At 72.4% G+C, this 25,117-nt stretch carries 25 protein-coding genes; 9 read left to right on the top strand and 16 right to left on the bottom strand.

The genetic code is table 11. The annotated features are described in order from the left end of the window. The first annotated feature begins 68 nt into the window (after window positions 1–68). A complete protein-coding gene (locus tag ABZ873_RS17070) occupies window positions 69–1,031 on the top strand; it encodes an endonuclease/exonuclease/phosphatase family protein (protein WP_360871870.1) in 963 nt (320 codons plus the stop codon). On the opposite strand, the gene ABZ873_RS17075 is transcribed toward ABZ873_RS17070, so the two are convergent. The 3 genes from ABZ873_RS17075 to ABZ873_RS17085 all read right to left on the bottom strand — a co-directional run bounded on the left by ABZ873_RS17075 (window position 1,015) and on the right by ABZ873_RS17085 (window position 7,972). Then, window positions 1,015–2,535, bottom strand: coding sequence for a hypothetical protein (locus ABZ873_RS17075; protein WP_360871873.1), 1,521 nt, complete (start codon window positions 2,533–2,535; stop codon window positions 1,015–1,017). The genes ABZ873_RS17070 and ABZ873_RS17075 overlap by 17 nt on opposite strands. Next, window positions 2,528–6,451: a CDP-glycerol glycerophosphotransferase family protein gene (locus ABZ873_RS17080; protein ID WP_360872018.1), complete on the bottom strand. Its 3,924-nt coding sequence runs from the start codon at window positions 6,449–6,451 to the stop codon at window positions 2,528–2,530. The genes ABZ873_RS17075 and ABZ873_RS17080 overlap by 8 nt, the downstream gene beginning before the upstream one ends. A gap of 354 nt (window positions 6,452–6,805) precedes the next feature. Further along, complete coding sequence (locus ABZ873_RS17085) at window positions 6,806–7,972, bottom strand: hypothetical protein (RefSeq protein WP_360871876.1); 1,167 nt, start codon at window positions 7,970–7,972, stop codon at window positions 6,806–6,808. 220 nt (window positions 7,973–8,192) lie between these two features. Here ABZ873_RS17085 and ABZ873_RS17090 point away from each other — a divergent pair, with 220 nt between their 5' ends. Beyond that, window positions 8,193–9,194 (top strand): hypothetical protein, encoded by a 1,002-nt coding sequence (locus ABZ873_RS17090; RefSeq protein ID WP_360871879.1) that lies wholly within the window; start codon window positions 8,193–8,195, stop codon window positions 9,192–9,194. Here the strand turns inward: ABZ873_RS17090 and ABZ873_RS17095 are convergent. Continuing rightward, entirely contained in the window at window positions 9,158–9,406 is a 249-nt protein-coding gene (locus ABZ873_RS17095) for a hypothetical protein (protein ID WP_360871882.1), read from the bottom strand. The genes ABZ873_RS17090 and ABZ873_RS17095 overlap by 37 nt on opposite strands. 44 nt (window positions 9,407–9,450) lie before the next feature. Continuing rightward, window positions 9,451–9,966 (bottom strand): hypothetical protein, encoded by a 516-nt coding sequence (locus tag ABZ873_RS17100; protein ID WP_360871885.1) that lies wholly within the window; start codon window positions 9,964–9,966, stop codon window positions 9,451–9,453. Window positions 9,967–10,208: 242 nt separating this feature from the next. On the opposite strand from ABZ873_RS17100, the gene ABZ873_RS17105 reads away from it, so the two are divergent. Beyond that, the gene (locus ABZ873_RS17105) at window positions 10,209–11,051 is read left to right on the top strand and encodes a serine protease (protein WP_360871888.1); all 843 of its coding nucleotides are present in this window, start codon (window positions 10,209–10,211) and stop codon (window positions 11,049–11,051) included. A gap of 68 nt (window positions 11,052–11,119) precedes the next feature. Next, on the top strand, window positions 11,120–11,494 hold the full coding sequence (locus tag ABZ873_RS17110; RefSeq protein ID WP_360871893.1) for a toxin Doc: 375 nt from the start codon (window positions 11,120–11,122) through the stop codon (window positions 11,492–11,494). Between the two features lie 20 nt (window positions 11,495–11,514). Here ABZ873_RS17110 and ABZ873_RS17115 read toward each other — a convergent pair whose 3' ends face one another. The 10 genes from ABZ873_RS17115 to ABZ873_RS17160 form a co-directional block, all read right to left on the bottom strand. Continuing rightward, complete coding sequence (locus ABZ873_RS17115; RefSeq protein WP_360872020.1) at window positions 11,515–11,901, bottom strand: hypothetical protein; 387 nt, start codon at window positions 11,899–11,901, stop codon at window positions 11,515–11,517. A gap of 330 nt (window positions 11,902–12,231) precedes the next feature. Then, window positions 12,232–13,149 (bottom strand): MurR/RpiR family transcriptional regulator, encoded by a 918-nt coding sequence (locus ABZ873_RS17120; protein ID WP_360871896.1) that lies wholly within the window; start codon window positions 13,147–13,149, stop codon window positions 12,232–12,234. 64 nt (window positions 13,150–13,213) lie between these two features. Further along, the gene (locus tag ABZ873_RS17125; protein WP_360871899.1) at window positions 13,214–13,921 is read right to left on the bottom strand and encodes an NAD(P)H-dependent oxidoreductase; all 708 of its coding nucleotides are present in this window, start codon (window positions 13,919–13,921) and stop codon (window positions 13,214–13,216) included. Between the two features lie 104 nt (window positions 13,922–14,025). Then, on the bottom strand, window positions 14,026–14,358 hold the full coding sequence (locus ABZ873_RS17130) for a TcmI family type II polyketide cyclase (protein WP_360872023.1): 333 nt from the start codon (window positions 14,356–14,358) through the stop codon (window positions 14,026–14,028). A gap of 33 nt (window positions 14,359–14,391) precedes the next feature. Then, window positions 14,392–14,871, bottom strand: coding sequence for an SRPBCC family protein (locus ABZ873_RS17135; RefSeq protein WP_360871902.1), 480 nt, complete (start codon window positions 14,869–14,871; stop codon window positions 14,392–14,394). 1 nt (window position 14,872) lies between these two features. Further along, a complete protein-coding gene (locus tag ABZ873_RS17140) occupies window positions 14,873–15,127 on the bottom strand; it encodes an acyl carrier protein (protein ID WP_360871905.1) in 255 nt (84 codons plus the stop codon). A 71-nt stretch (window positions 15,128–15,198) separates the two neighbouring features. Continuing rightward, window positions 15,199–16,437, bottom strand: coding sequence for a beta-ketoacyl synthase N-terminal-like domain-containing protein (locus ABZ873_RS17145; RefSeq protein ID WP_360871908.1), 1,239 nt, complete (start codon window positions 16,435–16,437; stop codon window positions 15,199–15,201). Further along, window positions 16,434–17,705: a beta-ketoacyl-[acyl-carrier-protein] synthase family protein gene (locus tag ABZ873_RS17150; protein WP_360871911.1), complete on the bottom strand. Its 1,272-nt coding sequence runs from the start codon at window positions 17,703–17,705 to the stop codon at window positions 16,434–16,436. Before ABZ873_RS17150 ends, ABZ873_RS17145 begins: the two co-directional genes overlap by 4 nt. Then, entirely contained in the window at window positions 17,702–18,145 is a 444-nt protein-coding gene (locus ABZ873_RS17155; protein ID WP_360871914.1) for a cupin domain-containing protein, read from the bottom strand. The genes ABZ873_RS17150 and ABZ873_RS17155 overlap by 4 nt, the downstream gene beginning before the upstream one ends. A gap of 98 nt (window positions 18,146–18,243) precedes the next feature. After that, window positions 18,244–19,341, bottom strand: a complete 1,098-nt coding sequence (locus ABZ873_RS17160; protein WP_360871917.1) for a SchA/CurD-like domain-containing protein — start codon at window positions 19,339–19,341, stop codon at window positions 18,244–18,246. 278 nt (window positions 19,342–19,619) lie between these two features. Here ABZ873_RS17160 and ABZ873_RS17165 point away from each other — a divergent pair, with 278 nt between their 5' ends. Continuing rightward, on the top strand, window positions 19,620–21,248 hold the full coding sequence (locus tag ABZ873_RS17165; protein ID WP_360871920.1) for an FAD-dependent monooxygenase: 1,629 nt from the start codon (window positions 19,620–19,622) through the stop codon (window positions 21,246–21,248). 50 nt (window positions 21,249–21,298) lie between these two features. Here ABZ873_RS17165 and ABZ873_RS17170 read toward each other — a convergent pair whose 3' ends face one another. Next, the gene (locus tag ABZ873_RS17170; protein ID WP_360871922.1) at window positions 21,299–21,544 is read right to left on the bottom strand and encodes an acyl-CoA carboxylase subunit epsilon; all 246 of its coding nucleotides are present in this window, start codon (window positions 21,542–21,544) and stop codon (window positions 21,299–21,301) included. A 323-nt stretch (window positions 21,545–21,867) separates the two neighbouring features. On the opposite strand from ABZ873_RS17170, the gene ABZ873_RS17175 reads away from it, so the two are divergent. The 4 genes from ABZ873_RS17175 to ABZ873_RS17190 all read left to right on the top strand — a co-directional run bounded on the left by ABZ873_RS17175 (window position 21,868) and on the right by ABZ873_RS17190 (window position 25,097). Continuing rightward, a complete protein-coding gene (locus ABZ873_RS17175) occupies window positions 21,868–22,095 on the top strand; it encodes a hypothetical protein (RefSeq protein ID WP_360871925.1) in 228 nt (75 codons plus the stop codon). Window positions 22,096–22,337: 242 nt separating this feature from the next. After that, complete coding sequence (locus ABZ873_RS17180; RefSeq protein ID WP_360871928.1) at window positions 22,338–23,756, top strand: glycoside hydrolase family 16 protein; 1,419 nt, start codon at window positions 22,338–22,340, stop codon at window positions 23,754–23,756. 212 nt (window positions 23,757–23,968) lie between these two features. Next, window positions 23,969–24,511 (top strand): hypothetical protein, encoded by a 543-nt coding sequence (locus ABZ873_RS17185; protein WP_360871931.1) that lies wholly within the window; start codon window positions 23,969–23,971, stop codon window positions 24,509–24,511. 67 nt (window positions 24,512–24,578) lie between these two features. After that, window positions 24,579–25,097: a hypothetical protein gene (locus ABZ873_RS17190; RefSeq protein WP_360871934.1), complete on the top strand. Its 519-nt coding sequence runs from the start codon at window positions 24,579–24,581 to the stop codon at window positions 25,095–25,097. Window positions 25,098–25,117: the final 20 nt, after the last annotated feature.

Consider the following 25,117-nt stretch of genomic DNA (forward strand, 5'->3'; position numbering starts at 1 on the left):
GGCCGGGTACGGAGTCCGGCACGGGGCCCGGTTCGCCCTCTGACCGGCGCATACCCAATGATGTCCGCATGCACAGACACGAGGAGACCGGGCGGCGGGCAGCACGCCGCCGGATCGGCCGCGCGGCCACCACGCTCAGCCTCCTGGCGGCGGTGGCGTGCACGTCCTCGCAGACGCCGGCCTCCGTGGCCGGGGCCGGGGCCGGGGCGGGCGGCGGGAAGCCGGACGAGGTCTCCGTCGCGACGTGGAACATGTGCGGGGTGCGGCAGTGGAGCTGCGAGGAGACCGGCAGCCCCAAGGAGAAGTTCCAGCAACTGCGCGAGCTGATGGGCGACTTCGGGGTGCGGGTGCTGCTGCTCCAGGAGGTCTGCTCGGAGGACCTGAAATCCTCGGCCCTGCGGCTGGGCCCGGAGTGGCACTCCCTCTTCGAGCCGTACGAGAACGTGGACGCGGAGGGGCGCCGCAGCGGCGTCGACTGCACCGGCCAGGGCAGCGGCAGCGCCGGCTACGGCCTGCTGGCCGCCTCCCCGCTCACCGACGCCGAGGTGATCCCGACGCAGCAGCCGACGGTGGGACTGCACCGCGGCATCCTGTGCGCCCGTGTGCCGGCGCAGGGGCTGCGGGTGTGCAACGCGCACCTCTCGCTGCGGGAGAGCGACGACGCGCATCCGGAGTGGGACTTCCGGGACGACCAGCTGAGCGCGCTGGTCGCCGCGGCGGCGGCGGACGAGCGGACGGTGTTCGGCGGGGACTTCAACTCCCCGCCGCCGACGGGTGACCGGAACAAGTCCGCCTGGATCTGGCCGCCGGAGGCGTACACGACGTACCGGGAGTGCGACCAGAAGGGCGGCTCCCGCGGCGGCCGGGCCACCCACCAGGACGGCACGAAGCTCGACTACCTGTTCACGGCACTGGCCCGCACGGGCTGCGAGGTGGCCGAGACGGAGGCGTCCGACCACCACGTGCTGGTGATGACGGTGCGCCGGCCGGCCGAAGCCTCCGCCTCGCCGGAGGTCAGTACCGCTGGTTGAAGTAGCGGCCCTGCGCGGGGGCGGAGTACATGGCGGTCACTGTGAAGGGGACCGAGGCCCAGGCCGAGGTGGTGCCGACGGCGTCCACCGCGACCACCTCGACGAAGTGGTCCCCCTCGTTCCAGGCCCAGCCGGGCTCCCACACCCAGCTCCCGTCGGGGCGCACCTCGCAGGTCCCCAGCCGCATCCCGGCCTCCTGGAGGTCCACGCGGACGGCGCCGGGGGCGTATCCGGCGAAGCCCGCGGCGGGGTTCGTCAGCCGCTGGTGGGCCACCGGGGCGGTGACGGACAGCGCGAGCTGCTGCGCGGGGGGCTGCTGCTGGGCGGGGGCGTAGGCGGGCTGCGGCTCGGCCGCGTGCTCGACGGCGATGAAGGTCACCTCGGCGCGCTGCGTCTGGTAGTTGTTGGCGTCCGCGGCGAACAGGCGCACCACGTTCTTCCCCTTGGGCCAGGGGCTGCTGCGCTCCCACATCCATGAGCCGTCGGGGGCGACCGGGGCCGAGCCCTGGTGCTTGCCGTCCAGCCAGAAGCTGACGCGCACCGCGCCCGGCGCGGAACCGGTGAAGCGGACGGTGTTGGCGGGTACGCGCTCCTGCGCCCGCGGGGTCACCACGACCGGCTTGGGGAAGGTGTCCGCGCCCCTGACCTGCGAGGTCTGCTTGAGGTAGGCGTCGATGGCGGAGGTGTCGCGGCCGGGCTGCTCCAGGCCGCCCCGGACCATCCCGATCCGGGGAGCCATCCCGTCGACCAGCAGGGTCAGCAGCGCCATGAGTGTGGGGAGGTCACGGGGTGCCTCCTTGCCCTTGGCCGCTCCGCGCGCGGAGTCGTCGTAGAGGAAGTTGAAGTTCTCCCGGCCCTGGAAGAGGCCGACGAAGGGCTCCACCTGCCGCTGGTACTGCACGTCCTGCGCGGAGGCGATCAGGTAGATGTTCGCGGCCGGGTTCGCCCCGCTGCGCACCAGGTCGGGCAGGATCGAGTCGAGGACGTGGACGCCTCGGTCGCTCGGCTCCCCCATCATGACGCGGGCCGTCTCGGGCTTGCCCTCCTTGACGAAGGTGCCGATCTGGAACTGGGGAGCCTTGGCGACGATGTTGCGCAGCCCGTACTTGAGCCCGAAGAACAGGGCGGCGCTGGCGCCCTTCGAGCTGCCGAACAGGGTCACCTGGTCCGGGGAGAGGGACAGCGCGCCCATGACACGCGAGATGAGCCCGGCGACGGACTGCTCCAGGGAGAAGTCCATGCCCCGGCACAGGTAGTAGGTGTGGGCGCCGTCGAAGTCGTCGCGGATCCAAAGAACGTTGGACCGGATGTCGTCCAGTACGCCGTCGGACCAGCCGTATCCGCCGGGCGCGGCGAAGTCCGCGAAAACGACGAGGAGATGGCGGCTGCCGCCCCGCGCGTGGGAGAAGCGGTACTCGACGGGGAGCGCCCCGGAAGCGTCCACGCCGGTGGAGGCGCGGCGGGTGCTCCGGGGTGCCGGGGTGCTCTGGGATGCCTTAGACATGCTCGGTGTCCATTCTCCTCACCGGCTGGCGCGGCACCTGACCGAGTGTGCCTCCGTTCCAGGGGTCCGCCTGGACCTGGGCGGGCTGACCCTGGCCGGGGTGGCCCTGGCCGGGGTGGCCCTGGCCGGGGTGGCCGGGATGGCCCTGGCCGGGGTGGCCGGGGTGGCCCTGGGCCGCGTGGCCCTGACCGCCGTGGCCCTGGGCCGCGTACCCCGCGTGAGCCGTCTGCTGGCCCGTACGGGTCTCCGGGCGGGCGGGGATCGCCGTGCCTGCCGCGGGGGCCTGGGCCCGGGACGGGTCGAGTTCGCCGCCGGCGATCAGGATGCGGTCGGCGAGGCGGGCCGAGGCGTAGCCGTCGTCGAGGTCGCAGAACTCCTGCTGGAACCAGCGGTAGCGGGCGGCGTAGCCGTGCTGGATGCGGTCGATGTTGCGGATCGCGCCGATCAGCTCCGGGGAGCTGAACACCAGCGGGCCCGGCGCGGACTTCTCGAAGTCGAAGTAGAAGCCGCGCAGCGTGTCCCGGTAGTGGTCCAGGTCGTAGGTGAAGAACAGGATGGGCCGCCCGGTGTTGACGAAGTCGAACATCAGGGAGGAGTAGTCCGTGATCATCACATCGGCGATGAGGGAGAGGTCCGCCATGTCCGGGTAGTCGGACACGTCGAAGACGAAGCCGTCGCCGGCGCCCGGCACCGGGTCCACGACGTTGGGGTGGCGGCGCACGAGCAGGATGTGGTCCTGGCCGAGCCGGGCCCGGGCGTCGTCGAGGTCGATACGGAAGTCGAGCTTGTACTTGCCGGGTGCGTAGAACTGGTCGTCGCGCCAGGTGGGCGCGTACATGATGACCTTCTTGCCCGGCGGCAGCCCGATGCGGCGGCGCACCTCGGCCGCCCGGTGGGCGGAGTCCGCGCGGCGCAGGACGTCGTTGCGGGGGTAGCCGCTCTCGACCATCTCGCCGGGGAACTGGAAGGCCCGCTGGAGGATGGGGGTGCTGAAACTGTTCGGGGACACCAGCATGTCCCAGTTCTGCACCTCCTTCTCCACGCGCTCCAGGTACCGCTTGTCGGCGAAGTGCACGGCCTCGATGTCGTGGCCGATGCGCTTGAGGGGGGTGCCGTGCCAGGTCTGGACGACGACCTGGCCCTCCCGCTTCTCGAACCAGTCGGGCAGGTGGTTGTTGGCGACGACGTACTTCGCCCGCGCCATGGCCTCGTACCAGTCGGGCGACCACATGCGCACCGGGCGCGCGGTGGGCGGGACGGCGACCTGGTCGTCGCGCACCACCCAGAGGTGTTCGAGGTCCAGTCCGCGCCGGACCATCTCCTCGTGGAGGGCGCGCGGGCTGTCGGAGTACTGGGTGCCCTTGAAGGCGTCGAAGAGCACGGCGCGGGTGAGGGGCTTGCGGCGGGCCTCCGGGTACGCCTTGCTCCGCAGCAGCTTCTGCCGGTAGGGGCCGCGGGCGTCGTCGGGCATGGCCGAGTGGACGAGCAGGGAGAGCCGGTCGTACGCCTCGGACTGGAGCTCGTAGCGCCGCTCGTTGTGCGCCATGTCGCTGGGCAGGGCGGGGATCAGGTCCTGGGTCATCTTGACCATGAGGTCGCCGGAGCGGTCCTCGGGCGTGACGGCCGAGGGGTCCTGGCGGCGCAGGAAGAAGTCCCAGCGGCCCGAGGCCAGCGGGATCTCCCCGGCCAGGGTGCGCATCGCGGCGGGGCTGACGACGAAACTGAAGTCCTCGCCGCCCTGCCAGCGGATCGGCACCACGCGCTCCGCGCCGTGCGCGCGGGAGCGTACGACGATGTGGGCGGTGGCGTACTCGGAGGCGTCGAGCCGGTCCTGGGCCGCGTAGCCGACGATGACCTCCAGCGAGCCGTCGGCGAGCCAGACGGCGGACTTGGCGAGCGGGAGGGTGTCGCGCTCGAAGAGCACCAGGTAGCCGGAGCCGTTGCGGTGGACGAAGACCTCGCGGTCGCCGGCCGCGGTCTGGAGCCCGGCCGGCACCCGGTAGTGGCCGTCGGCGGTCCCTTCGGCCATGACCGGGTAGATGGGTGCCTTGCGGCCCTCGACGTGGAAGGTGGTCTTCCAGCCGTTGGCGCCGGTGTTCCAGGTCTCGGGGATCCCGTCCGAGGAGTTCGTACGGTGGCCCGGGACGAGCGCCTTGACGGGGACGCGGGTGACGAAGGTGTACCAGCCCTCGCCGCCGGGCTTGAAGTTCACCCAGGCGTCGTGGCGGCCGGCGCCGCTCATGCTGGCCACCCGGAACTTGCCCCATTCGGGCAGCTTGGGGCCGAGGTAGACGCCGCCGAGTTCGAGGTGATCGCCGACGACGCGGTGCCGGGTGATGCGGCAGCGGACGGTCTCCACGCGCAGCTTGAGCTTGCCCTGGAGGAAGAGCGGGACGACCCGGACGTTCTTGTCGACGTACCGGTAGGGCGGGTTGGCGGCGCTGCCGGCGCCGCCGCGGAGTATGCCCTTGTAGCGGAAGAGGCCCCGGCTGAGGACGCCGGCGGCGACGTCCCAGGTGCCCTCGACCCATTCGCCCTTGCGCTTGAGGCGGCTGGTGTCGAAGCGGACCTGGAAGCCCGACCAGTCGTAGCAGTAGCGGCTCTGCTGGGAGTGCTCGGTGGCCTGCGGGTAGTAGGTGGTCTTCGCCTTCGCGACGACCATGCGGCCCTGCTTCTTGTTGCGCAGGGCGATCGCCTTCATGGACATGTGCCGCTTGTGCACATTGATGAAGCGGACGTAGGCGGACCCTTCGAGGGTCAGGTGGTCCTGGTCGTCCCAGTCGGCGCGGGACAGGGAGCCGTGCAGCGAGAGCTCCTTGTCCAGCCGGTAGGCGCTCTTGCCTATGCCGACCGAACGGTCCCCGAGGTAGGGGTAGTTGAGGTAGCGATGGAAGCGGCGCTGGACGGGGAGGGGGCCGCCCTTGCGCTCGAACTCGACGACGTCCAGCAGCTCCTTGAGCCGCCCCTCGCGCACCAGCAGCCACTTCACGCGGGCGTCGGCGGGGAGTTCGTCGATGATGTCCTCGTCGGCCTCGTCGAGGAAGTCGTTCGCCCACTGCATGAAGGCGTCGCGGTAGTCCTCGTCGGCGTCCGGGAGCACCTTGAGGTGCAGCATCAGGTCGGACTTGAGGCAGGCGAGGTCGTACTTGCGCTTGTGGTCGGAGTAGGAGCGCGCCCGGTGCCCGGCCAGGAAGCGGCTGACGGACTGCACCGCGGACACCCGGTCCTGGAGGTTGCTGAACTCCGTGTGGCGCTGGGTGATGGAGGGCGCGGCACCGCCCTCGCGCCGGCGCCAGAAGTAGACGATGTCGGTGAGGATGTCGACCTTGGCCGCCCGGAAGTGGGCGAACATGTTGACCCAGGAGTCCTCGTACATGACGCCTTCGGGGAAGGCAATGTAGTGGTAGTCCCAGAAGGAGCGCCGGAAGAGCTTGTTCCAGACGGTGCGGTCGTAGATGAGGTCCGGCACCTTGGTGATGTGCGTGCCGCGCTTGGCGGCGCGCATGGGCGCCTTGTGCAGCGGGGACTGCCAGCGCTTGGTGGAGTTCATCATCTGGACGTTGCCGGAGACGAAGTCGGAGCCGCTGGCCTCCAGGGTGCGGACCAGCAGCTCGTAGGTGTACTCGGGTATGACGTCGTCGCCGTCGACGAAGGCGAGGAACTCCGCCTTGGGGTGCGCGGCGCGGATGCCGACGTTGCGGGCGGCGCCCGGTCCGAGGGAGTCGGTGCGCAGCAGCCGGAAGCGGGGGTCGCGGCGGGCGAAGTCCATGGCGATCGCGGTCGAGGCGTCCGTGGAGCCGTCGTCGACCATGAGCACTTCGAGGTCGCGGAACGTCTGCCTTGCTATCGATTCCAGGCATTCCTGGAGATAGATCTCGACGTCCTGGAAGGGCACGACGACACTCAGGCGGGGCATACCTGCCACTCAGCAGACTCCTCGGTAGACACACTGGGCCCGGCGCATCGGGATCCGCCGGGGGGCGACGCCAGACCCGCCCCTGAATCCGGTCACCGCCGCTCCCCGCACGCTCGTCCCACCCGGTCGCCCCTGCCGCACACTTATACGATCCTCACAAGGTGTCCGCAGCGTAGGCCAACTGCGTGAGGGCGAGCAACTATTCACAAGCTCTCAAGGCGTCCGTTCGTTCACGAAAGCGAAGGCGCGGATCCAGCAAAGCCGATCAGAACCGGCCAACTCCCCACAGGATCGGGCCACTGCGGACGAGGTCCGTCACCGGATACCGGAACGAATCGCCCGTCGTGAGGTAGGTCACCCGACACGGCACCAGGAGCCGAAGACCAGACCGGGATCCCGCGGGTCCTGCCGGGCGACCAGCAGGCCCCCGTCGGGGTCGAGCATCGCGATCGTGACGGCGCCGCGCGCGTCGAGCGCAAGCGCGGGCAGACCGGCGCACCGGTCCCCCACCGGCGCCCACCAGGCGCCGTACTGCTCGCCCTCGGTGGGGTAGGCGGCGATCTCCGGACGCCCCTCGGCGCCGCGCTGCAACAGGACGGTGCAGTCGTAGCCGTTGACGCGGGTACGGGTGACGGCCACCGGGCCGACCCCGCCCGCCCCGCCCAGCGGCATCAGCGCGGGACTTGGCCCTGCGGGGGCCTGCGGGCGGTAGGCCACGACGCCGCCGTCGGCCGGGTGGCGCCAGAAGTAGGTGCCGGTGCCGCTGCCCGTCTCGCAGGAACTGTGCGTCCCCTCCACGGCGTCGGCCGCCACCCGACCGAACCACCGGAAGTCGGCGGCCGGACCGTCCTGGCCCCAGTACGAGGCCCCGCCCCGGAAGGGGGCCAGGAACTCGGTGCGCCCGTGCGCGGTCACGAGGGGTACGACGGAGCCGCGCACCCATTTGCCCTGATAGTCCTGCCAGTCGCCCCAGGTCCCGTCGGTCCGCCGGGTCCGGCCGCGCACGCCCGAGCCGAAGCGGGTGGCGAGCACGTGCAGGGCGCCGGAGCCGTCGGGCAGCACCACGGGAGCGGCCGGCTCGGGCAGGGGCTCCTCCCCGCGCTCGGACTCGCGCTCGGGGAAGGGGTTGCCGAGGGAGCGCCAGTCACCGAGCGGACGCCCCGTCTGGTACTGGGCTGCGACCACCAGCTCGCGGCCGCCGGGCGCGCCCTCCCGGTGGCGGGTCCCGGCGAACCAGACGAAGCCGTTGTGGTCCTGCGCCAGGGTGAACCGGCCCGCCCAGCCCTCCACGGGGAACAGCTCGGGGCCGCTCCAGAGGTCCGAGCCGGGCCGCGACTCCGTCCAGCGCACCAGACCCTCGGCGCAGCTCGCGTAGGCCGTCAGACGGCCGTCCCGGCCCAGCCGCAGCCAGCCCGGCGCCGTACGGCCGGCCTCGGCGGCCTCGGCTATGCCGGAGCCGGGCACCGCGGCCTCGGCGGAAGGGACACCCCGCTCGGCTTCCGCGCGCCCGCGTCGTGCCATGTCCTGCCCACTCCTGCCCGCAGTTGTACCTTTTGCCCATGCCGGCCCGAGGGGCCGGGGGCCAATGTACGTCAGTACGACCGCACGCAGGACCCACCCCCGGAATCTCCCCTTCCCCACCCCGGGGACGTCTCGGGGCGAACCGGATCGGGCGGGCGCGGACGCGCCCCGGGGCCGGTTCGCCGAAGATCATCCGGAGGAGACGGCCTAACCTCCTGGGATGGCTCCCTCCTCCCGCTCCCTCCCGCTCATCACCCGGCTCGTCGGCGGAAGCATCTGCGCCTACGCCCCGGCCCCCGACGCCCGGGGCGTGCTGTCGCCCGTCGCGGTCTGGCGGCCGTCCGCGGGCGACGAGGCCGAGGAGTGCGCCGTTCCCGCCGGTCTCGGGCGCGCCTGCTACACGACCCGGGACGCGGCCGTCTGCCTCGCGGAGGACGGGGCCGAGGTCTGGCGGTCGGAGCTCGAACCGCGCTCCGACGAGCGGTTCGGGCATCGGCCCGGCTGCGCGGTGTCGGTGGACGGCCGGGTGCTCTGGGTGTACCGGCCCGATGTCATGGCAGGGCGCGGCCGCCACGACCGGTGGGTCGCCCTGGACGCCGGGAACGGGGCCGTCCTGGCACAGGCGGACCTGGACACCGCCGGGCACGGCGGTGAGCATCTGGTGCACCCGGCGGACGATCACGTCCTTCTCTGCGTGGGAGAGGGGCAGGACGGCGCGGTCGTCCACCGTGCGTCGGTGACCCCGGGCCGGATGGACCTCCGCCCCTACCCCTGGCCCGACCGGGTCCTCATCGACCTGGCACCCGACGGCAGCCAGTTCATGACCGTCGACCACGGCCAGGCCGACTTCGCCCTCCACACCTACCCCGACGGCAAGGTGACGCTCACCCTCTCCGTCGACGCCTTCGGCGACCTCCCGGAGGAGAGCTGGGTGGCGTTCAGCGGCGGCTACCTGGACCAGGACACCGTCGTCGTCACCCTCGCCCGCGAGACCGAGGAGGAGCAGGAGTGGTTCCGCCACTACCGCGTCGACTCGGGCTCCGGTCGGATCCTGGGCGAGTTCGACTCCCACGCCGAGCACCCCTACGACATCCAGCTCCTCGGAGACGGGACCTGGCTGACCCGCGACCCCTCCGGGCACCCGGTCCGCCGGTGCGGCGCGGCCGTGGCCGCGCCGGAGGGGGGTCAGGGGAGGTCGTCCGGGGGTGCTTCGGTTTCGTAGACGTGGGGGGTGTCCGTGTCCCATTCGACCAGGGCCGTGCCGCCCAGGACCACGTCGTCCGGGTCGGGCATGCCGGCGCGGCGCAGGAACTCGATGACGTCCGCGTCCGAGCGGGCCAGGCCCAGGGGTTCCTCCCGGCCCGCTGCGCGCAGGGTCACCTGCCGGCCCCCCGAGGGCGAGATCCGGTGCACGACGACGGGTGCATGATGCATGCCCCCACCCTCGCCCGGTCCGGCCCGCCCGGCATCCCGGGGGCTCAGGGCGTTCGGCCGACGGTGGTGATACGGCTGCCCGCCGCGCCGCGGACGCGGAAGGACGCGGGGTCGGGGTAGGTCGCCTTCTCGGCGTTCAGGACCTCCTCGATCTCCGCCGTGAACGCGGGCCCGAAGAAGCCGGTCTCCAGCAGCAGGCGCAACGCCTCGCGCGTCGGGCCGGGCAGCGGCCGCGCCATCCGGGCCCCACCGCCGCCGACACCGCCGAATCCGGCCCGGAGGGCGGCGGTTCCGCCTCCCGTACGTGCTTCCACGCCGGCCGTGGCGTACCCGAGGAGCAGCGCCAATTCGGCCAGGAACTTGCGGCTCCCCCGGGCCATCTCCTCGGCGCCCTGGAGGGTCTGCACGGAGCCTCCGGCCACCTGGAAGTCGTCGCCGGTGCGCTGGAGGCCGCGGGCCTCGCAGGCGGCCAGGGCCTCCTCGAAGAGCCGCCCCGCCTCGTCGACCGCCTTCATCACCGTCACCAGCTGGTCGGTGTCGATGTCGCTCTCGCTCTTCACGCTGCCTCCCGGTCCGGACCTGTGCTGCACGACCGTAGGAGCCAAACGCCCCCGGCGGAACACCTTTACGTGGCCGGATCTCGCCCTTTTGCCTTCCCCGGGGCGCCGCGCCGGGCCGTGGCCTCAACTCGCCCTGCCCTCTTGCGGCTTGAACCCCTCATTTCAACAATGCACATGACAAGCGATCGGGCCTCGGTCGCCCGTCGTCCACGGTCATCCATGTCATCTGAGGGGACCCCCACATGAACAAGCCTCTCGCCGGTGCGCTGCTCTCCCTCCTGTTATCGGGAGCGGCGGTCACCCCCGCCGCGGCTGCGCCCGCACCGACAGCCCCCGCCACAGCGGCCCCCGCCGCCGTCGACTTCGCCGGCACGGTCGCGCTCAGCAACTGCTCCGGCTCCGTCGTCCGCGCACCCGGCTCCCAGCCGAACGACCCCGCGCTCGTCCTGTCCAACGGCCACTGCCTGGAGTCCGGCTTCCCGGCTGCCGGAGAGGTCGTGAAGGACCGGGCCTCCAGCCGCTCGTTCTCTCTCCTCAACTCCTCCGGGTCGAAGATCGGGACGGTGCGGGCATCGAAGATCGCATATGCGACGATGACCGACACCGACGTCTCCGTCTACCAACTCACCTCGTCCTACGCCCAGATCCAGAGCCAGTACGGCATCACCGCCCTGACCCTGAGCGACGTACGCCCGGCCCAGGGCTCCGCCATCAAGGTGGTCTCCGGCTACTGGAAGCGCATCTACAGCTGCAACGTGGACGGTTTCGCCTACCTGCTCAAGGAGGGCGGCTGGACCTGGAAGGACTCGGTTCGCTACACCCCCTCCTGCAACACCATCGGCGGCACCTCCGGCTCCCCCGTGGTCGACGTCGCGACCGGGAAGGTCGTCGCCGTCAACAACACCGGCAACGAGGACGGCGGGCGCTGCACGGTGAACAACCCGTGCGAGGTCGACCGGAACGGGACTGTGACCGTCCGCCGGGGCATCAACTACGCGCAGCAGACGTACACCCTCGTCCCCTGCATCGCCCCCGGCAACAGGATCGACCTGAGCCGTCCGGGCTGCGCCCTCCCCAAGCCGTAACCGGCCCCGTGTCCCCGCTCGGGCCGAAACGCCCAACGGCCGGGCCCCGGGCGGGGATACTCGGAGGTGTGGAACTGCACATCGATCACCGGTGGCTGCTGGAGCGGCAGGAGGCGCTGTTCAAGGACGTGGCGGTCGCCGACCACTCCGCCCTCGTCGCCGCCGTGGCCCGGCACCGGGTGAACACGCCCAGCCTGGAAGTGGACACCCCGGACGCCTACTGGCGCGCGGCCGCCCTGCTCGACGCGATCGTGCTGCTCCGGCCGCTGCCCGAGTCGAACGAGTACTTCGCCTACGGGGTCGCCGTCGCCTACATCGAGGCGTCCGGCGAGGCCGTGGAGGGCTCGTACGAGCAGTGGCGCGACCTCGTCACCGACATCCGCGCCCTGCGCGTGAGCGTCTTCGACGTGGCGGCCCGCCTGCGCTCCTGGCGGCCGGCCTAGGCAGACGGACCGTACGGCCGTCAGCGGCGCCGCTGGGCCGGGGTGCCCGCCACCAGGGCGTCCGAGACCAGGCGCGCGCCGCGGGCGAGACGGCCCAGCTGCTCCAGCTCCAGGGCGTACATCCGGATCGAGTTCTCGATGACCGACTCCGCGATGCCCATCGTCGGCAGCTCGGCGCGGCTGGTCTGGAGGGCCGCCCGCACCGCCCGCATCTCGTGCTGCAGCTGGAGCTGGACGTGCCGGGCGAGCAGGGCGTGGTGACGGGTCAGCGTCAGATAGCCGCCGTAGCGGGCCGGGAGCAGGTCCCGCAGCCAGCGCGTGGCCGTGCGCTCCCAGTCGTGCGTCCCGGGCGCCTTGACCTGCAAGGGCCAGTCCGGGCTGAGCGTAAACGTGGCCGTCTGGGGCATGCTCGTCACTTCCGGGGTGGTGTCGAAGCTCTGATCGAGACGTTCTGAGGGGCGGCCTCGGCCCAGGGGTTGACCGAGGCCGCCATGGGCGCTCTGCGGGATCCGAAGCCTGGACTCGACCCGCGGTCACGACGTGAGGAGGTTCGCCGTACCGCGGTGCGTTCGAGAGGACGTGGGGTCCTCCTTGGCATCTGTCGGATCAGGAGCGCCGTCGTCAGTAAACATATATACCGTCGAGTAAGCAAGAGTATGAAAAATTTCATGCACCAGAAAGGCTGAATATCCCCTGGTGGAACCGGGCCGGACACCCCTGGAGTCCCCGGAGTGGCTCTAGAGGAAGAAGCCGTGCTGGTCGGCCACCTGCTCGTAGTCCTCCAGCCGGGCCTGCGTCCGCTCCGGATCCGCGTCCGCCATCGCCTGGAGCAGGGCCGCCGACAGCATCCCGGGGGCCGCGTACGAGTCGAAGACCAGCCGGGATCCGGTCGCCGCCGTCAGCGCCACGTCCGCCTCGTCCACCAGCGGCCCGAGCGTCGGGTCCGTGATCAGGACCACCCGCAGCCCGGTGCTGCGCGCGGCGCGGATCGCGGACAGGGTCTCCTTCGCGTGCCGGGGCATCGCGAAGGCCAGCACCCAGGTGCCCCCGGCCGCCCGGGACTGGAGCAGCGCGTCGAAGGCCACGCTGCCGCCCCGGGTCACCAGCCGCACGTCGGGGTGGATGCGCCGGGCCGCGTACGCGAAGTACTCCGCCAGGGAGACCGAGATCCGCAGGCCGAGCACGGTCAGCGGCACCGAGGCGGCCAGCTCGCGGCCGATGTCCAGGACCTGGTTGGTGTCGGCGAGCAGCCGGCGCACGTTCTCCAGGTTCTCGATCTCGGCGTCCACGGCGGCCTGCAGCTCGTTGCGGCGGATCTGCTCGCGGGTGTCCGGGACCCGGGCGACGGCGCTCAGGGCGATCGGCTGGAGCACGTCGCGCAGGGCCGGGTAGCCGCTGAATCCCAGGGAGGAGGCGAACCGGGTCACGGAGGGCTGGCTCACGCCCACCCGCTCCGCGAGCTCGGTGATCGACAGGAAGGCGGCCTCGGTGAGGTGGTCGATCAGGTACTGGGCGATGCGCCGCTGGCCCGGCGAGAGCCGCCGGCCGTCGAAGAGCGCGAGGAGCCGGTCGGCCGGGGGGCGGACCTCCTCGGACGGCTGGCCGCTCGGCGTGATCGCGGCCGCCTGGGCGCGTGCCTGCTGCCCCGATGACACCGGCGGGCCTCCTTCTCACGTCACTGCGGCTCAAACATAGCTCACCCCCCGTGGCCGATGATGATCAGTCCTGGGCACGGGCGGTGACCGGGGCGTCGGTGCTGTCGCCCAGGAACTCGTACCAGCGGCGCTGGAGGCACAGGTAGCGGGTGTCCGCCTCGACGAGGTCCAGGAAGGAGCCGACGGTGTCCGTGAGGCGGCGGCCCAGCGCCTCGTCGGCCAGGGCCCCGGCCCCGGTGAACGCGTGGTGGGCGTTGGGCAGGCTGAACATGTCCGGGTAGACGCGGGCGCCCAGGTGCTCCAGCGGGACGCGCAGGGCCCACAGCCCCCGGTTGCCGCCGAACATCGAGGGCGAGGCCGAGACCAGCAGGGTCTGCTTGTCCTTGAAGGGCTGCGGACGGTAGCGGGAGACCCAGTCGACGGCGTTCTTCACCACCCCGGGCACGGAGGCGTTGTACTCGGGCGAGGCGATGATCAGCGCCTGCGCGTCCGCGATCCGCCGGCACAGCTCCTCGGCGCCCGCCGGCAGTCCCTGGCCCGCCTCGGTGTCCCCGTCGTACACCGGCATGGGGAAGTCCCCGATGGCGACGGGCTCGGCGACCACCCCGGCCTTGCCCACCTCGGTGGCGACCAGCGCCGCGAGCCGGGCGTTGACCGAGCCGGAGCGGGAGGACCCGGACAGGACGAGCGCGTGCAGGGAGGCCCGGGGGTGGCCGCCGTCGTGCGGCCGGGCCGGATCCGTCGGGAAGCGGTGCGGGTCGGTCGGGTTCATGCCGGTGCCTGCTCTCTGTGCGTGCGCGGGGGGTGGTGCGGGGGCGGGGCCACGCACGGCGGGACCCGCACACCGGGTGTGCGGGTCCCGTCCGGGCCGCCGGGTCACTGCGCGCCGGGGTACTCCCAGCGGTAGAACTCGTGGGCCATCGCGTCCTTCGGGCCGCGCCAGGTCTCCGGGTCGTGCGGGCTGATGTAGGCCGTGAGGCTGTCGCTCAGCCGGCGGAACTCGGGGTGCTCGGTGACCCGGGCGATGGCCGGGCCGGGCGGCCGGTCGGCCTCGATCAGGTGCATGTAGACGTCGCCGAACTGGAAGAGGCTGCGGCGTGTGACGCCGACCAGCTCGGGCAGTTCACCGGCGTCCGACTCGGCGAACAGGCCGGCGATGTCGGGGGCCGACCCCGGTGCCATGCGGGCCACGATGAGCGCCCGGTGCATCTGCTTCATCCGCGTACTCGCCTTTCGTCGCTGTCAGACAGTGCCGACGCGGGCGCTGCGGCCCTCGCGCTCGCGCTGCTCGATCTTGTCCCGGATCAGGGCCATCTGGATCGGGGAGTTGCGGTTGATGTTGTCGGTCATCCACGCGTCGTCCACGGGTGCGTCGGGCTTCATGGCGAAGTCCTGGGTCCACTTCATCCGGGTGCCGCCGGGCACCTGGAAGTACTGCCAGTGGATGTCCATGTGCGCGAAGGGGCCCGTCTCCACCCGGCGGGCGCGGACCGTCAGGCCCTCGCGGTCGACGGTGCGCTCCGAGACCCAGCTCCACACCGTGCCGTTCTCGTCGGGGTGCATGGTGAGGCGGAAGGTGGTGGTGTCGCCCTGCTGGTCGAGGACCTCCAGCGAGGCGTACTCGCTGAACAGGTCCGGCCAGGACGGGAGGTCGTTGGTCATCTCCCAGACCAGCTCCACGGGCGCGTTGACGGTGATCTCGTTCTCGGTGTGTCCTGCCATGTCAGGCTCCTGTCATGAGGCTGTTGTTGACGAGGTCGAGGAATTCCCCGGGGGTCCTGCAGCGGTCGGCGTCGGTGGGCAGGGCCCGTCCGCGCCGGTTCTCCAGTTCGCCGACGATGCCGAGCAGGCCCAGCGAATCGAGGCCGAACTCGTCGAAGGAGGAGTCCGGTCGGGTCTCCATCTCGGTCGGGTCGACGGTGATGCCGGCGGTCTTCATCAGGGCCGCCAGCTCCTCCAGGGTCAGTCGGTCGGACATGCGCGTGCTCTCTTCCTAGGGGCTTCCTACGGGGCTTCCACGGGCCGGCGCTCCGGGCAGGCTCCGCCGGTTCAGGCCCGCGCCGGCGAGCCCTTGCGGACCACGAGCGCCGCGTTCGACCCCATCCGGCCGCGGCTCAGGACGAGCGCGGTACGCAGTTCCGCGGGCCGGGCCGACCCGGTGACCACGTCGAGGTCGTGGCACACGTCGTAGACGTTCGGGGTCGGCGGGAGCACGCCGTGCTCCAGGGCCAGCACCGCCGCCGCCGTGTCCAGGGCGGGCGCGGCGCAGTAGGCCCGGCCGGTGCCGGACTTGGGCGCCGTGACGGGGACCCGCCGGCCGTACGGGCCGAGGGCCGCGGTGATCGCCGCGGCCTCCGCCCGGTCGGCCTCCGGGGTCCCGAGGGCGTCGGCGAAGACCACGTCGATGTCCTCGGGGGCGCAGCCCGCCTCCCGCAGGGCGCCGCGGATGGCGTGGGCCAGGCCCTCGCCCTCCGCGTCGGGGCGCCGGGTCCCGCTGAACGTCGCGGCGTGGCCCGCCACCACCGCCCGTACGGTGGCGCCGCGCCGGCGGGCGGCCGTCTCCTCCTCCACGACGAACATCGCGCCGCCCTCGGCGGGGACGAAGCCGCACGCCTGCTCGGTGAACGGCCGGTACGCCCGCTCGGGGTCGTCCCGGGTGCTCAGCCCCTCGTACCCCAGCTGGCAGACGATGGAGTACGGCGCGAGGGGCGCCTCCGTGGCGCCGACCAGCATGGCGGTGCTGCCCTGCCGGATGGCCCGCCCGGCGTGCGCGAAGGCGTCCAGTCCGCCCGCCTCGTCGCTGCAGACCACCCCGCAGGGGCCCTTGAGCCCGCGCCGGATGGAGATCTGGCCGGTGCTGGCCGCGTAGAACCAGGCGATCGACTGGTACGGACCGACGAAGCGCGGGCCCTGCTCCCAGAGGTGCTGGAGCTCGCGCTGGCCGAACTCGCCGCCGCCCGAGCCGGCGGCGGTGACGACGCCGACGGAGAAGGGGTCGTCCTCGTAGTCGGCCCGGCCCAGCCGGGCGTCCTCCAGGGCGAGATCGGCCGCGGCGAGGGCGTGGTGGGTGAAGCGGTCGGTCTGGACGAGGAACCGGTCCTCGACCAGGGCGCCCGGGTCGAAGCCCCGGACCTCGCCCGCCACGCGCAGCGGCAGGTGCTCGCAGCCGGCCCGGGTGACGCGGTCGAGCACGCTGACGCCGGACTGGGTCGCCTTCCAGAAGGCGTCCGGGCCGACGCCGTTGGGCGCGACGACCCCGATGCCCGTGATGACCGTACGGCTGGTCACGAGACCTCCTCCTTGGGCCGGGACATGACCACGGCGGACTGGAAGCCGCCGAAGCCGCTGCCGACGGAGAGCACGCTGCGCAGCTTCCGCTCCCGGGCGACCTTGGGTACGTAGTCCAGATCGCATTCGGGGTCGGGCGTCTCGTAGTTCGCGGTCGGCGGCACCACCTGGTGGACCATCGCGAGGACGCAGGCCGCGAGTTCGATCGCCCCGATGGCGCCGAGGGAGTGCCCCACCATGGACTTGATGGAGGTCATCGGCGTCTTGTAGGCGTGGTCGCCCAGGACCCGCTTGACCGCCGCGGTCTCGTGGCGGTCGTTCTGCTTGGTCCCGGAGCCGTGCGCGTTCACGTAGTCGATCTCGTGGGCGCCGACCCCGGCCTGGGCGAGGGCGGTCTCGATGGCGCGGGCCATCTCCAGGCCCTCGGCGGTCAGCCCGGTCATGTGGTGGGCGTTGCCGAAGGTGGCGTAGCCGCCGATCTCGCAGTAGACGGTGGCGCCACGGGCCCGGGCCCGTTCCAGCTCCTCCAGGACGAGCACGGCGCCGCCCTCGCCGAGGACGAACCCGTCCCGGTCGGCGTCGAAGGGCCGGGAGGCGTGGGCCGGGTCGTCGTTGTTCGGGGAGGTGGCCTTGATCGCGTCGAAGCAGGCCACCGTGATGGGCGATATCGGGGAGTCGGAGGCGCCCGCGATGCAGACGTCCATCCGGCCCTCCGCGATGGAGTGCACGGCGTAGCCAATGGCGTCCAGCCCCGAGGTGCAGCCGGTGGACACCGTCTGTACGGGGCCCCGCGCCCCGGTCTCCTCCGCGACGGCGGAGGCGAGGGTGGCGGGGGTGAACGCCCGGTGCAGGTGGGCGCCGGCCAGCTTGTGGTCGACGTCCCACCAGGAACCGGACTGGCTGACGGCGACGTAGTCGTGCTCCAGGCGGGTGGTGCCGCCCACGGCCGTGCCGAGGGAGACGCCGGTCCGCCAGGCGTCGTCCGTGCCGAGGTCGAGTCCCGCGTCGCGCACCGCCTCGCGGGCGGCGACCAGGGCGAACTGGATGTACCGGTCCGCGCGGGCCGCGGCCTCCTCGTCGAGGCCGTGGGCGGCGGGGTCGAAGTCGACCTCCGCGGCTATCCGGGAGCGGAATCCCGCCGGGTCGAAGAGGCTGATGCCGCGTGTCGCCGTACGCCCGTTGGACAGCAGGTCCCAGAAGGCGCGGACGCCGATGCCGCCGGGTGCGACCACGCCCACTCCGGTGACGGCCACCCGCCGGCGGGTCACGAGACGGCCCCGGTGCGGTCCGGGGGCTGCTCCCAGGCGGTGCCCTCCGGGTGCGGTGCCTCCTCGGTGTCCACGTGGCCCAGCTCGGGGCGCGGGGCGAGGGGGCCGAGGTGGAAGACCATGCGGGCCTCGGTGTCGCCGACGTTGCGGAAGCGGTGGCGTACGTTCAGCGGGACCAGCAGGCCCTGGTCGGTGCGCAGCGGGTGGGGCTCGCCGTCGAGGTCGACCTCCAGCCGCCCGGCGACGACGTACACGAACTCCTCGGAGTACGGGTGGTAGTGCTCGGCGATGGACTCCCCGGGGGCCATGATGGCCAGGCCCATGAAGCCGCTGGTGGAGCCCACCGAGGTCGGGGTGAGCACAGCCCTCAGGTCCCCGCCGCGCCGGCGGTTCGGCGGCGTCTCGCTGAGGTCCACGATGCGTGGGCGCTGTTGGGTCATGGCGGGTTCCTCCAGGCGTGGGGGGAGAGCCCCGAGGGGGATCGGGACGGGGTGCGGGGACGGGGGCGTGGCCGGGGCGGTGCCGCCGGCCGGGCGGATCACGACTGCGCCGGTGCCCGGCGGTCGGTGATGAGGCTCATGGTGTGCCGCTCGGGGCGGACGTGCTCGCCGGGAGTGGGGACCAGCTGGGCCAGGACCTCGGCCCGGTGGGTGCCCGTGATGCCGAAGACGGCGTCGGGCTCGGCGTCCAGGGGGCCGCGTACGTCGATCAGCCGGACGACGATGTCGTCGCGCTGGAAGATGCTGCTGCTCCGGACGGGGCAGTCGGGGCGCTGCGCGGCCTCCTCGTCCTGGCGGGCCAGGAATTCGGCGAGGGCCTGGCCGCGGCCTTCCTGCGCCGGGTAGAAGACCGCGTGCCGTTCCACGTCAGCGGAGTCGCTCTCGGAGGCGGCGATGTGGTGGACGGCGGGGAGCGCGGCGCGCATGAAGAACATCCGCGCGGACTCCGGGTCGGCCAGGTCCCGGTCCTTCTCCAGGTACGGGTTGATGGCCTCCTCGACGGCCCGCACCTCGGGCTGTTCGGAGACATGGCGCAGGGCGGCCATCAGGTCGCCCTGGACCTCGACGGTGCGGACCACCCGGTTGCCGTGCATGAACAGCGAGGTGCGGCACAGCCGGGTGTGGTCGTCGACGCGGGCGGCCGGGGAGGCGTAGCTGGAGAGGATCTTCGCCACGGCCTCCTCGCTGCCCGGCCTGACCGTGAAGGTGAGGGCGTGGCGGACGATGCCGGCGCCGAGCCGGGGCGTGGCCTGGAGGCGTGCGGTGGTGGGCCGGGACGCCTGGTCGTAGCCGCGGCCGGTCTCGCGCAGGACGGTGAACTTGAGCGGGCGCATGGAGCGCGCGCACGCGCCGAGGGGACGGACCTGCTCGGCGTGGTGCTCGCTGTTGACCCAGGCGAGGTACTGCGGGGCGCTCTCCCACTCGCTGGTGATCAGCCACTGCGAGGGGTTCTCGAAGGACTGGCAGAGCTGGTCGCTGATGTGGCCCGGGACCGACGCGATGTCGTTGCGGAGCTTTTCGTATGCCTCGAAGAACTGCTGCTGGGTCCCCTCGTGGAGATCCATCAGGAGGACGACCCGGAGCATGGAGCCGTCGAAGGCTGACTGCGACACCCGTTCGGACAGGGTGGTTGTCATCTACTCACTCCTTCATGAGGGGGTGGAGATCCATCGCGTACGGACCCCTCGTCCGCCACCGGTGGCGTCCGCCCGGTCCGGCGAGCGCCCCGGATCGGGGAACGGCAGGCCGGCATGTCTTCGGGGGGAGCCGCTGTCGCTCATCGTCATCCGGGAGAGGGCGTACCGCTACATGTCGGGATCAAGCGGGTGACAACCGGCGAATCAACTGGGCCTCAACCCGGATCGGGGGCATAAAGAGTCCACTTCCCCCCACAGAAACCAGGAGCCCGCAGCTGATGGAAGACAACGCCGATGTTCGCGTACCGGTTCTCGTCGTGGGCGGCTCCCTCGTGGGCCTGTCCACCTCGCTTTTCCTGAGCCGCCACGGGGTGCGGCACCTGCTGGTCGAGAAGCACTCCGGCACCTCCGATCACCCGCGCGGCCGTGGCATCAACGCCCGGACGATGGAGCTGTTCCGCACGGCAGGGGCGGAGCACGCGATCCGCCGGGCGGCGTCCGTGCTGGAGGGTGTCCAGGGCATTCTGCAGACCCGGTCGCTGACCGATCCCGACGACCACAAGTGGCTGGTCAAGTCGGTGGACCCGACCGGGGCGATCGCCCGGTTCAGCCCGACCGGCTGGTGCCTGTGCAGCCAGAACAACATCGAGCCGGTGCTGGCCGAGCAGAGCGCGGCGATGGGCGCCGACATCCGCTTCTCCACCGAGCTGATGAGCTTCGACCAGGACTCCACCGGGGTGAACGCGGTGGTCAAGGACCGCCGTTCGGGTGAGCACATCACGGTGCGCGCCGACTTCCTGATCGCCGCGGACGGCCCGCGCAGCCCCGTCCGGGAGCAGCTGCGGATCCCCCAGACGGGTAACGGCGAGCTGTTCCACAACGTCAGCGTCACCTTCCGCTCGCGCGAGCTGATCAAGGTGCTGGGCGATCTGCGCTTCATCGTCTGCTACCTGATGCGGCCGGGTGCGGACGGGGCGCTGCTGCCGGTGGACAACGACACGCAGTGGGTGTTCCACGCGCCGTGGCACCCGGAGCGGGGCGAGACCATGGAGGACTTCACCGACGAGCGCTGCGTCGCGCAGATCCGCGAGGCGGTCGGCGTACCGGATCTGGACGTGGAGATCGGCGGGAAGGCGCCGTGGCACGCCGCCGAACGGGTGGCGGAGCGCTACTCCTCCGGACGGGTGTTCCTGGCGGGCGACGCGGCCCACGAGATGTGCCCGACCGGCGCCTTCGGCTCCAACACCGGCATCCAGGACGCGCACAACCTGGCGTGGAAGATCGCCGCCGTGCTGAACGGCTCGGCGGGCATGGGCCTGCTCGACACCTACGAGGCCGAGCGGCTGCCGGTCGCCCGCGCCACCAGCGAGCGCGCGTCGGCCCGTTCGGCCGAGCACAGCCACCCGGGGTACGTGCCGCCGCCCACCATGGGCGGCGGACCGGGCAGCGGGGTCCTCACCACGGCCATGGGCTACCGCTACACCGAGGGCGCCCTCGTCGGCGGCCGTACGGACCTGCCCGTCATCCCGGAGAACCTGCGGATGACCGGCGACACCGGCACCCGCGCCCCGCACATGTGGGTGTCCAAGGACGGCGAGCGGATCTCCACCCTGGACCTGTACGAGCGCTCGTTCGTGCTGCTCAGCGGTACGGGATCGCCCTGGCGGGCGGCCGCGCAGGGGGTGGCCGGCCAGCTCCCGGTGGGCCTGGACGCCTACACCGTCGGGCCGGCGGGCGCCGATCTGCTGGAGGAGTCCGCGGCGTGGACGGAGGTCCACGGCACGGGTCCCGAGGGCGCGGTGCTCGTACGGCCGGACGGGTTCGTGGCCTGGCGCTCGGAGGGCGCCGTGGCCGACCCGGCGGGGACGCTGCGCGAGGTCCTCTCGACGGTGCTGCGCCGGGCGTGACCATCTCGTCCCCCCGTCCGCCGGCCGTGCGCGCGGCCGGCGGACGGGGTTCAGCGGCAGGTCCAGCAGCCCGCCCAGCAGCCGGCGGCCGACCGGACGGTGCGCCGGCGGGCACCGGCGTTCCCGGTCCCGTCCGCGCCGTCACGGGCGCGGTCGCGGCCCCGTTCCAGGTCCCGGTCCAGGGAGGTGCGGTGCGCGTAGCACGCGACGACGACCGCGATCGCGGCCAGTTCCTCGGGGGCGGCGACGCCCCTCTCCACCCGCAGCAGGCTCGCTATCGGGGCGTCGTTCGACATCGGCACGGCCTCTCTCACGGGGGCTGCGCGTGCGCCCTGGCGCGTCGCGGGCGGTGTTCCGGGGGCTCCGGCTGGTCCGGCTGTTCCGGCTCGTCCGGCTCGGCGGCGACGCGGGCGGCACACGGATGGCTCGGCGCTCCGGCGGGACGTGTGCCGCGGCGGCGAACCGGCCTGCGGAAACCTTTCGGTTCCCGCGGGCTCCTGTCGCGACCGACGCTACAAGCGCCCGGCGGACCCGGCACTCCGGAGCGGGGGCACCGGGAGCCGGTCACCGGGCCTCGCTCCGGGCGGAGTTCGGCCCGCGGCGCCCGGGGAGGTGGGCGGTGAGGAAGAACCAGCACCACGGGCCCCTGCTGTGCCGGGGCTGCGCCGGACGGCTGTACGCGGTGTGCACCGTGGACCGCACCGGCGGGAACAAGCTCGGCCAGTGGGAGGTCGACCACGAGATGCCCGTGGCGTGTCCGCTGTCCGGGTTGCTCCCGCTGACCGGACGGGCCGCGTCCGTGCACGACCTGCCCGGCGCGGAGGAGGTGATCGGCCCGCCGCGCTGAGGCGCGCCGGGCTGAGGCGCGACGCGCTGGTCCGTACGGGTGAGGGCGGCGGAGTACCGGCCGGCCGCCTTCACTGTTTGAACTCCCTCATCTCTCAAGTCCTTTCCCGGTTCCATCTCTTGACGGTCGCGGGGCCGCGGAGCACAGTGTCCAGCGGCGCCGTTCTGAGAGCGCTCTCAGAATGCGTCGCCCGGCTCCTCCCCCCGCACCGCGCCTCACCGCGCACACCAGAGAGGGCACCCATGCGTGAGACATCCGGCAGGAAACGCTCCACGGTCCGGCGGGCCGTCGCGGCCGCGCTCGGAACGGCGGTCCTCGCCGCGGCCGCCGCCGGCATCACCCTGCCCGCGAGCGCCGCGGCACCTCCCGTACCGGCCGGCTGGTCCCAGGTCTTCCTGGACGATTTCAACGGACCCGCCGGATCCGGGGTGAACACCGCCGACTGGCAGTACACCACCGGCACCAGCTACCCGGGCGGGCCCGCCAACTTCGGCACCGGCGAGATAGAGACGATGACCGCCGACCCCTCCAACGTCTCCCTGGACGGGTCGGGCAACCTGCGCATCACCCCGCGCCGGGACGCCGCCGGCAACTGGACCTCGGGCCGCGTCGAGACCCGCCGCTCCGACTTCCAGCCCCCGGCCGGCGGCACCCTCCGTACGGAGGCCCGCATCCAGATGCCGAATGTGACGGGCCCCGCCGCCAAGGGCTACTGGCCGGCGTTCTGGATGCTCGGCGCGCCCTACCGGGGCAACTGGTGGAACTGGCCGGGCATCGGCGAGATCGACATCATGGAGAACGTCCAGGGCCTCAACAACGTCTGGTCCACCCTGCACTGCGGCACCAGTCCGGGCGGCCCCTGCAACGAGACCAGCGGCATCGGCGGCCAGCGGCCCTGCCCCGGCGCGACCTGCCAGGCGGGCTTCCACACGTACGCCGTCGAATGGGACCGCTCGACGGCGGTCGAGCAGATGCGCTTCTCGGTGGACGGGCAGACCTACCACACCGTCCGCGCGGACCAGGTGGACGCGAAGACCTGGACCGACGCCACGAACCACGGCTACTTCATCATCCTGAACGTGGCCATGGGCGGCGGCTTCCCCGACGCCTTCGGCGGCGGCCCGGACGCGGGAACCGTACCCGGGCACTCCATGGTCGTCGACTACGTCTCCGTCCTGCGCTCCACCGGCGGCACGACTCCCCCGACCACGCCGCCGACCACCCCGCCCACCACTCCCCCGTCCGGCAACCGCGACGCGTACACGGCCATCCAGGCCGAGTCCCACGACGACCAGGCCGGTACGGCCAAGGAGACCACCACCGACACCGGCGGCGGCCAGAACCTGGCGTCCCTCGGCAACGGCGACTGGGCCCTCTTCAAGGGCGTCGACTTCGGCTCCGCAGCCGCCCGGCAGTTCCGCGGCCGGGTCGCCAGCGGGGCGGCCGGCGGGGTGAGCGGGCTCGTCGAGGTCCGGCTCGACAGCCGCACCGCGCCCCCGGTCGGCAGCTTCTCGATCGCGTCCACCGGCGGCTGGCAGAACTGGCGCACGGTCCCGGCGAACATCACGGGCGTCACCGGCAGGCACGACGTCTACGTGACCTTCACCAGCGGGCAGCCCGCCGACTTCGTGAACCTCAACTGGTTCGACTTCGGCCACTGACCCGCCCGGACCGACCGGCCCCTCCGGCCCGTCCGGCCCGCCCGACCTGCGGGGCCGCCCCGGTGTCACCCACCGGGGCGGCCCCGCACCCCTGTCCGGCACCCGTCCCGGGGCCCGGCCGGGGCCGGATGCGCGGCGCCCGCGTTTGCTCCTCCCCATGCAGGGCAGCCGCCTGGACACACACTCATATGGCCCCGAACGGAGGCCCGGACATGTCAACCACCACACTCGTCGTGGGAATCGTCATCGCGGCGATCGTCGTGATCGCGATCGTCGCGACACTGTGGACGATGGCCCGACGCCGCCACCTGCGCGAGCGCTTCGGCCCCGAGTACGAACGCACGGTACGGGAAGAAGGCGGCACCCGGGCCGCCGAGCGGGACCTGCGGGCACGCGAGCAGCGCCACGACGAACTCGACCTCAAGGAACTCCCCGCAGAGCGCCGGCGTCAGTACGCCGACGCCTGGAGCGGGGTCCAGGAACACTTCGTGGACCAGCCCGAGGACTCCGTCGCCGAGGCGGACGAGCTGGTCTCGCGGCTGATGAGCGAACGCGGCTACCCCACCGAGGGGTACCAGGACCGGCTCCGCCACCTGTCGGTGGAACACGGCCGGACGCTGGACCACTACCGCGCCGCGCACGACGTCCGCATGAAGAGCGGCGGCGAGGGCGCGACGACGGAGGAACTGCGCGGGGCGATGGTGCACTACCGCGCCCTGTTCGAAGAACTGCTGACGGACCAGAGGAGCCGGTGACATGCCTACGCAGGGAGGCTCGTCGTTCAGGGACACGGACGGTCCCGGACCGACGACGGAAGACATCATGAACACGGGCGCGGGAACCGAGCCGGAGCCCGGCCGCGAGGCCGGCCTGGAACGCGACGCGGGTCTCGACCGCGACACCGGCCTGGAACGCGAGCCCGGTCTCGACCGCGATCGTGACCTGGACCGCGACCAGGACCCGGACCGGTCCGCCGTCTACCCCGGCGAGGCCACCACCGGCCTCGGCGCCGGCACGGCCGCCGACGACCGGGGCGGTACGGACGCCACCACCGCCTCACCGGCGAGCGACGACGAGCCGCTGCTCGGCACCGCGGACACGGAGGGGTACCGCAAGAACTGGAGCGAGATCCAGGGCCGCTTCGTCGACGACCCGCAGGAGGCCGTGCGCTCCGCGGACACCCTGGTGGCCGAGGTCATGCAGGCCCTGGCCGGCACCTTCTCCACCCGCAAGCAGGGGCTGGAGGCCCAGTGGAGCCGCGGCGAGCAGGTCGCGACCGAGGACCTGCGCGTGGCGCTCCAGCAGTACCGGTCCTTCTTCAACCGGCTGCTCAACACCTGAGCCCCGCACCCCTCTCACCC

The organism is Streptomyces sp. NPDC047014, assembly GCF_040644195.1.
Lineage (GTDB): Bacteria > Actinomycetota > Actinomycetes > Streptomycetales > Streptomycetaceae > Streptomyces.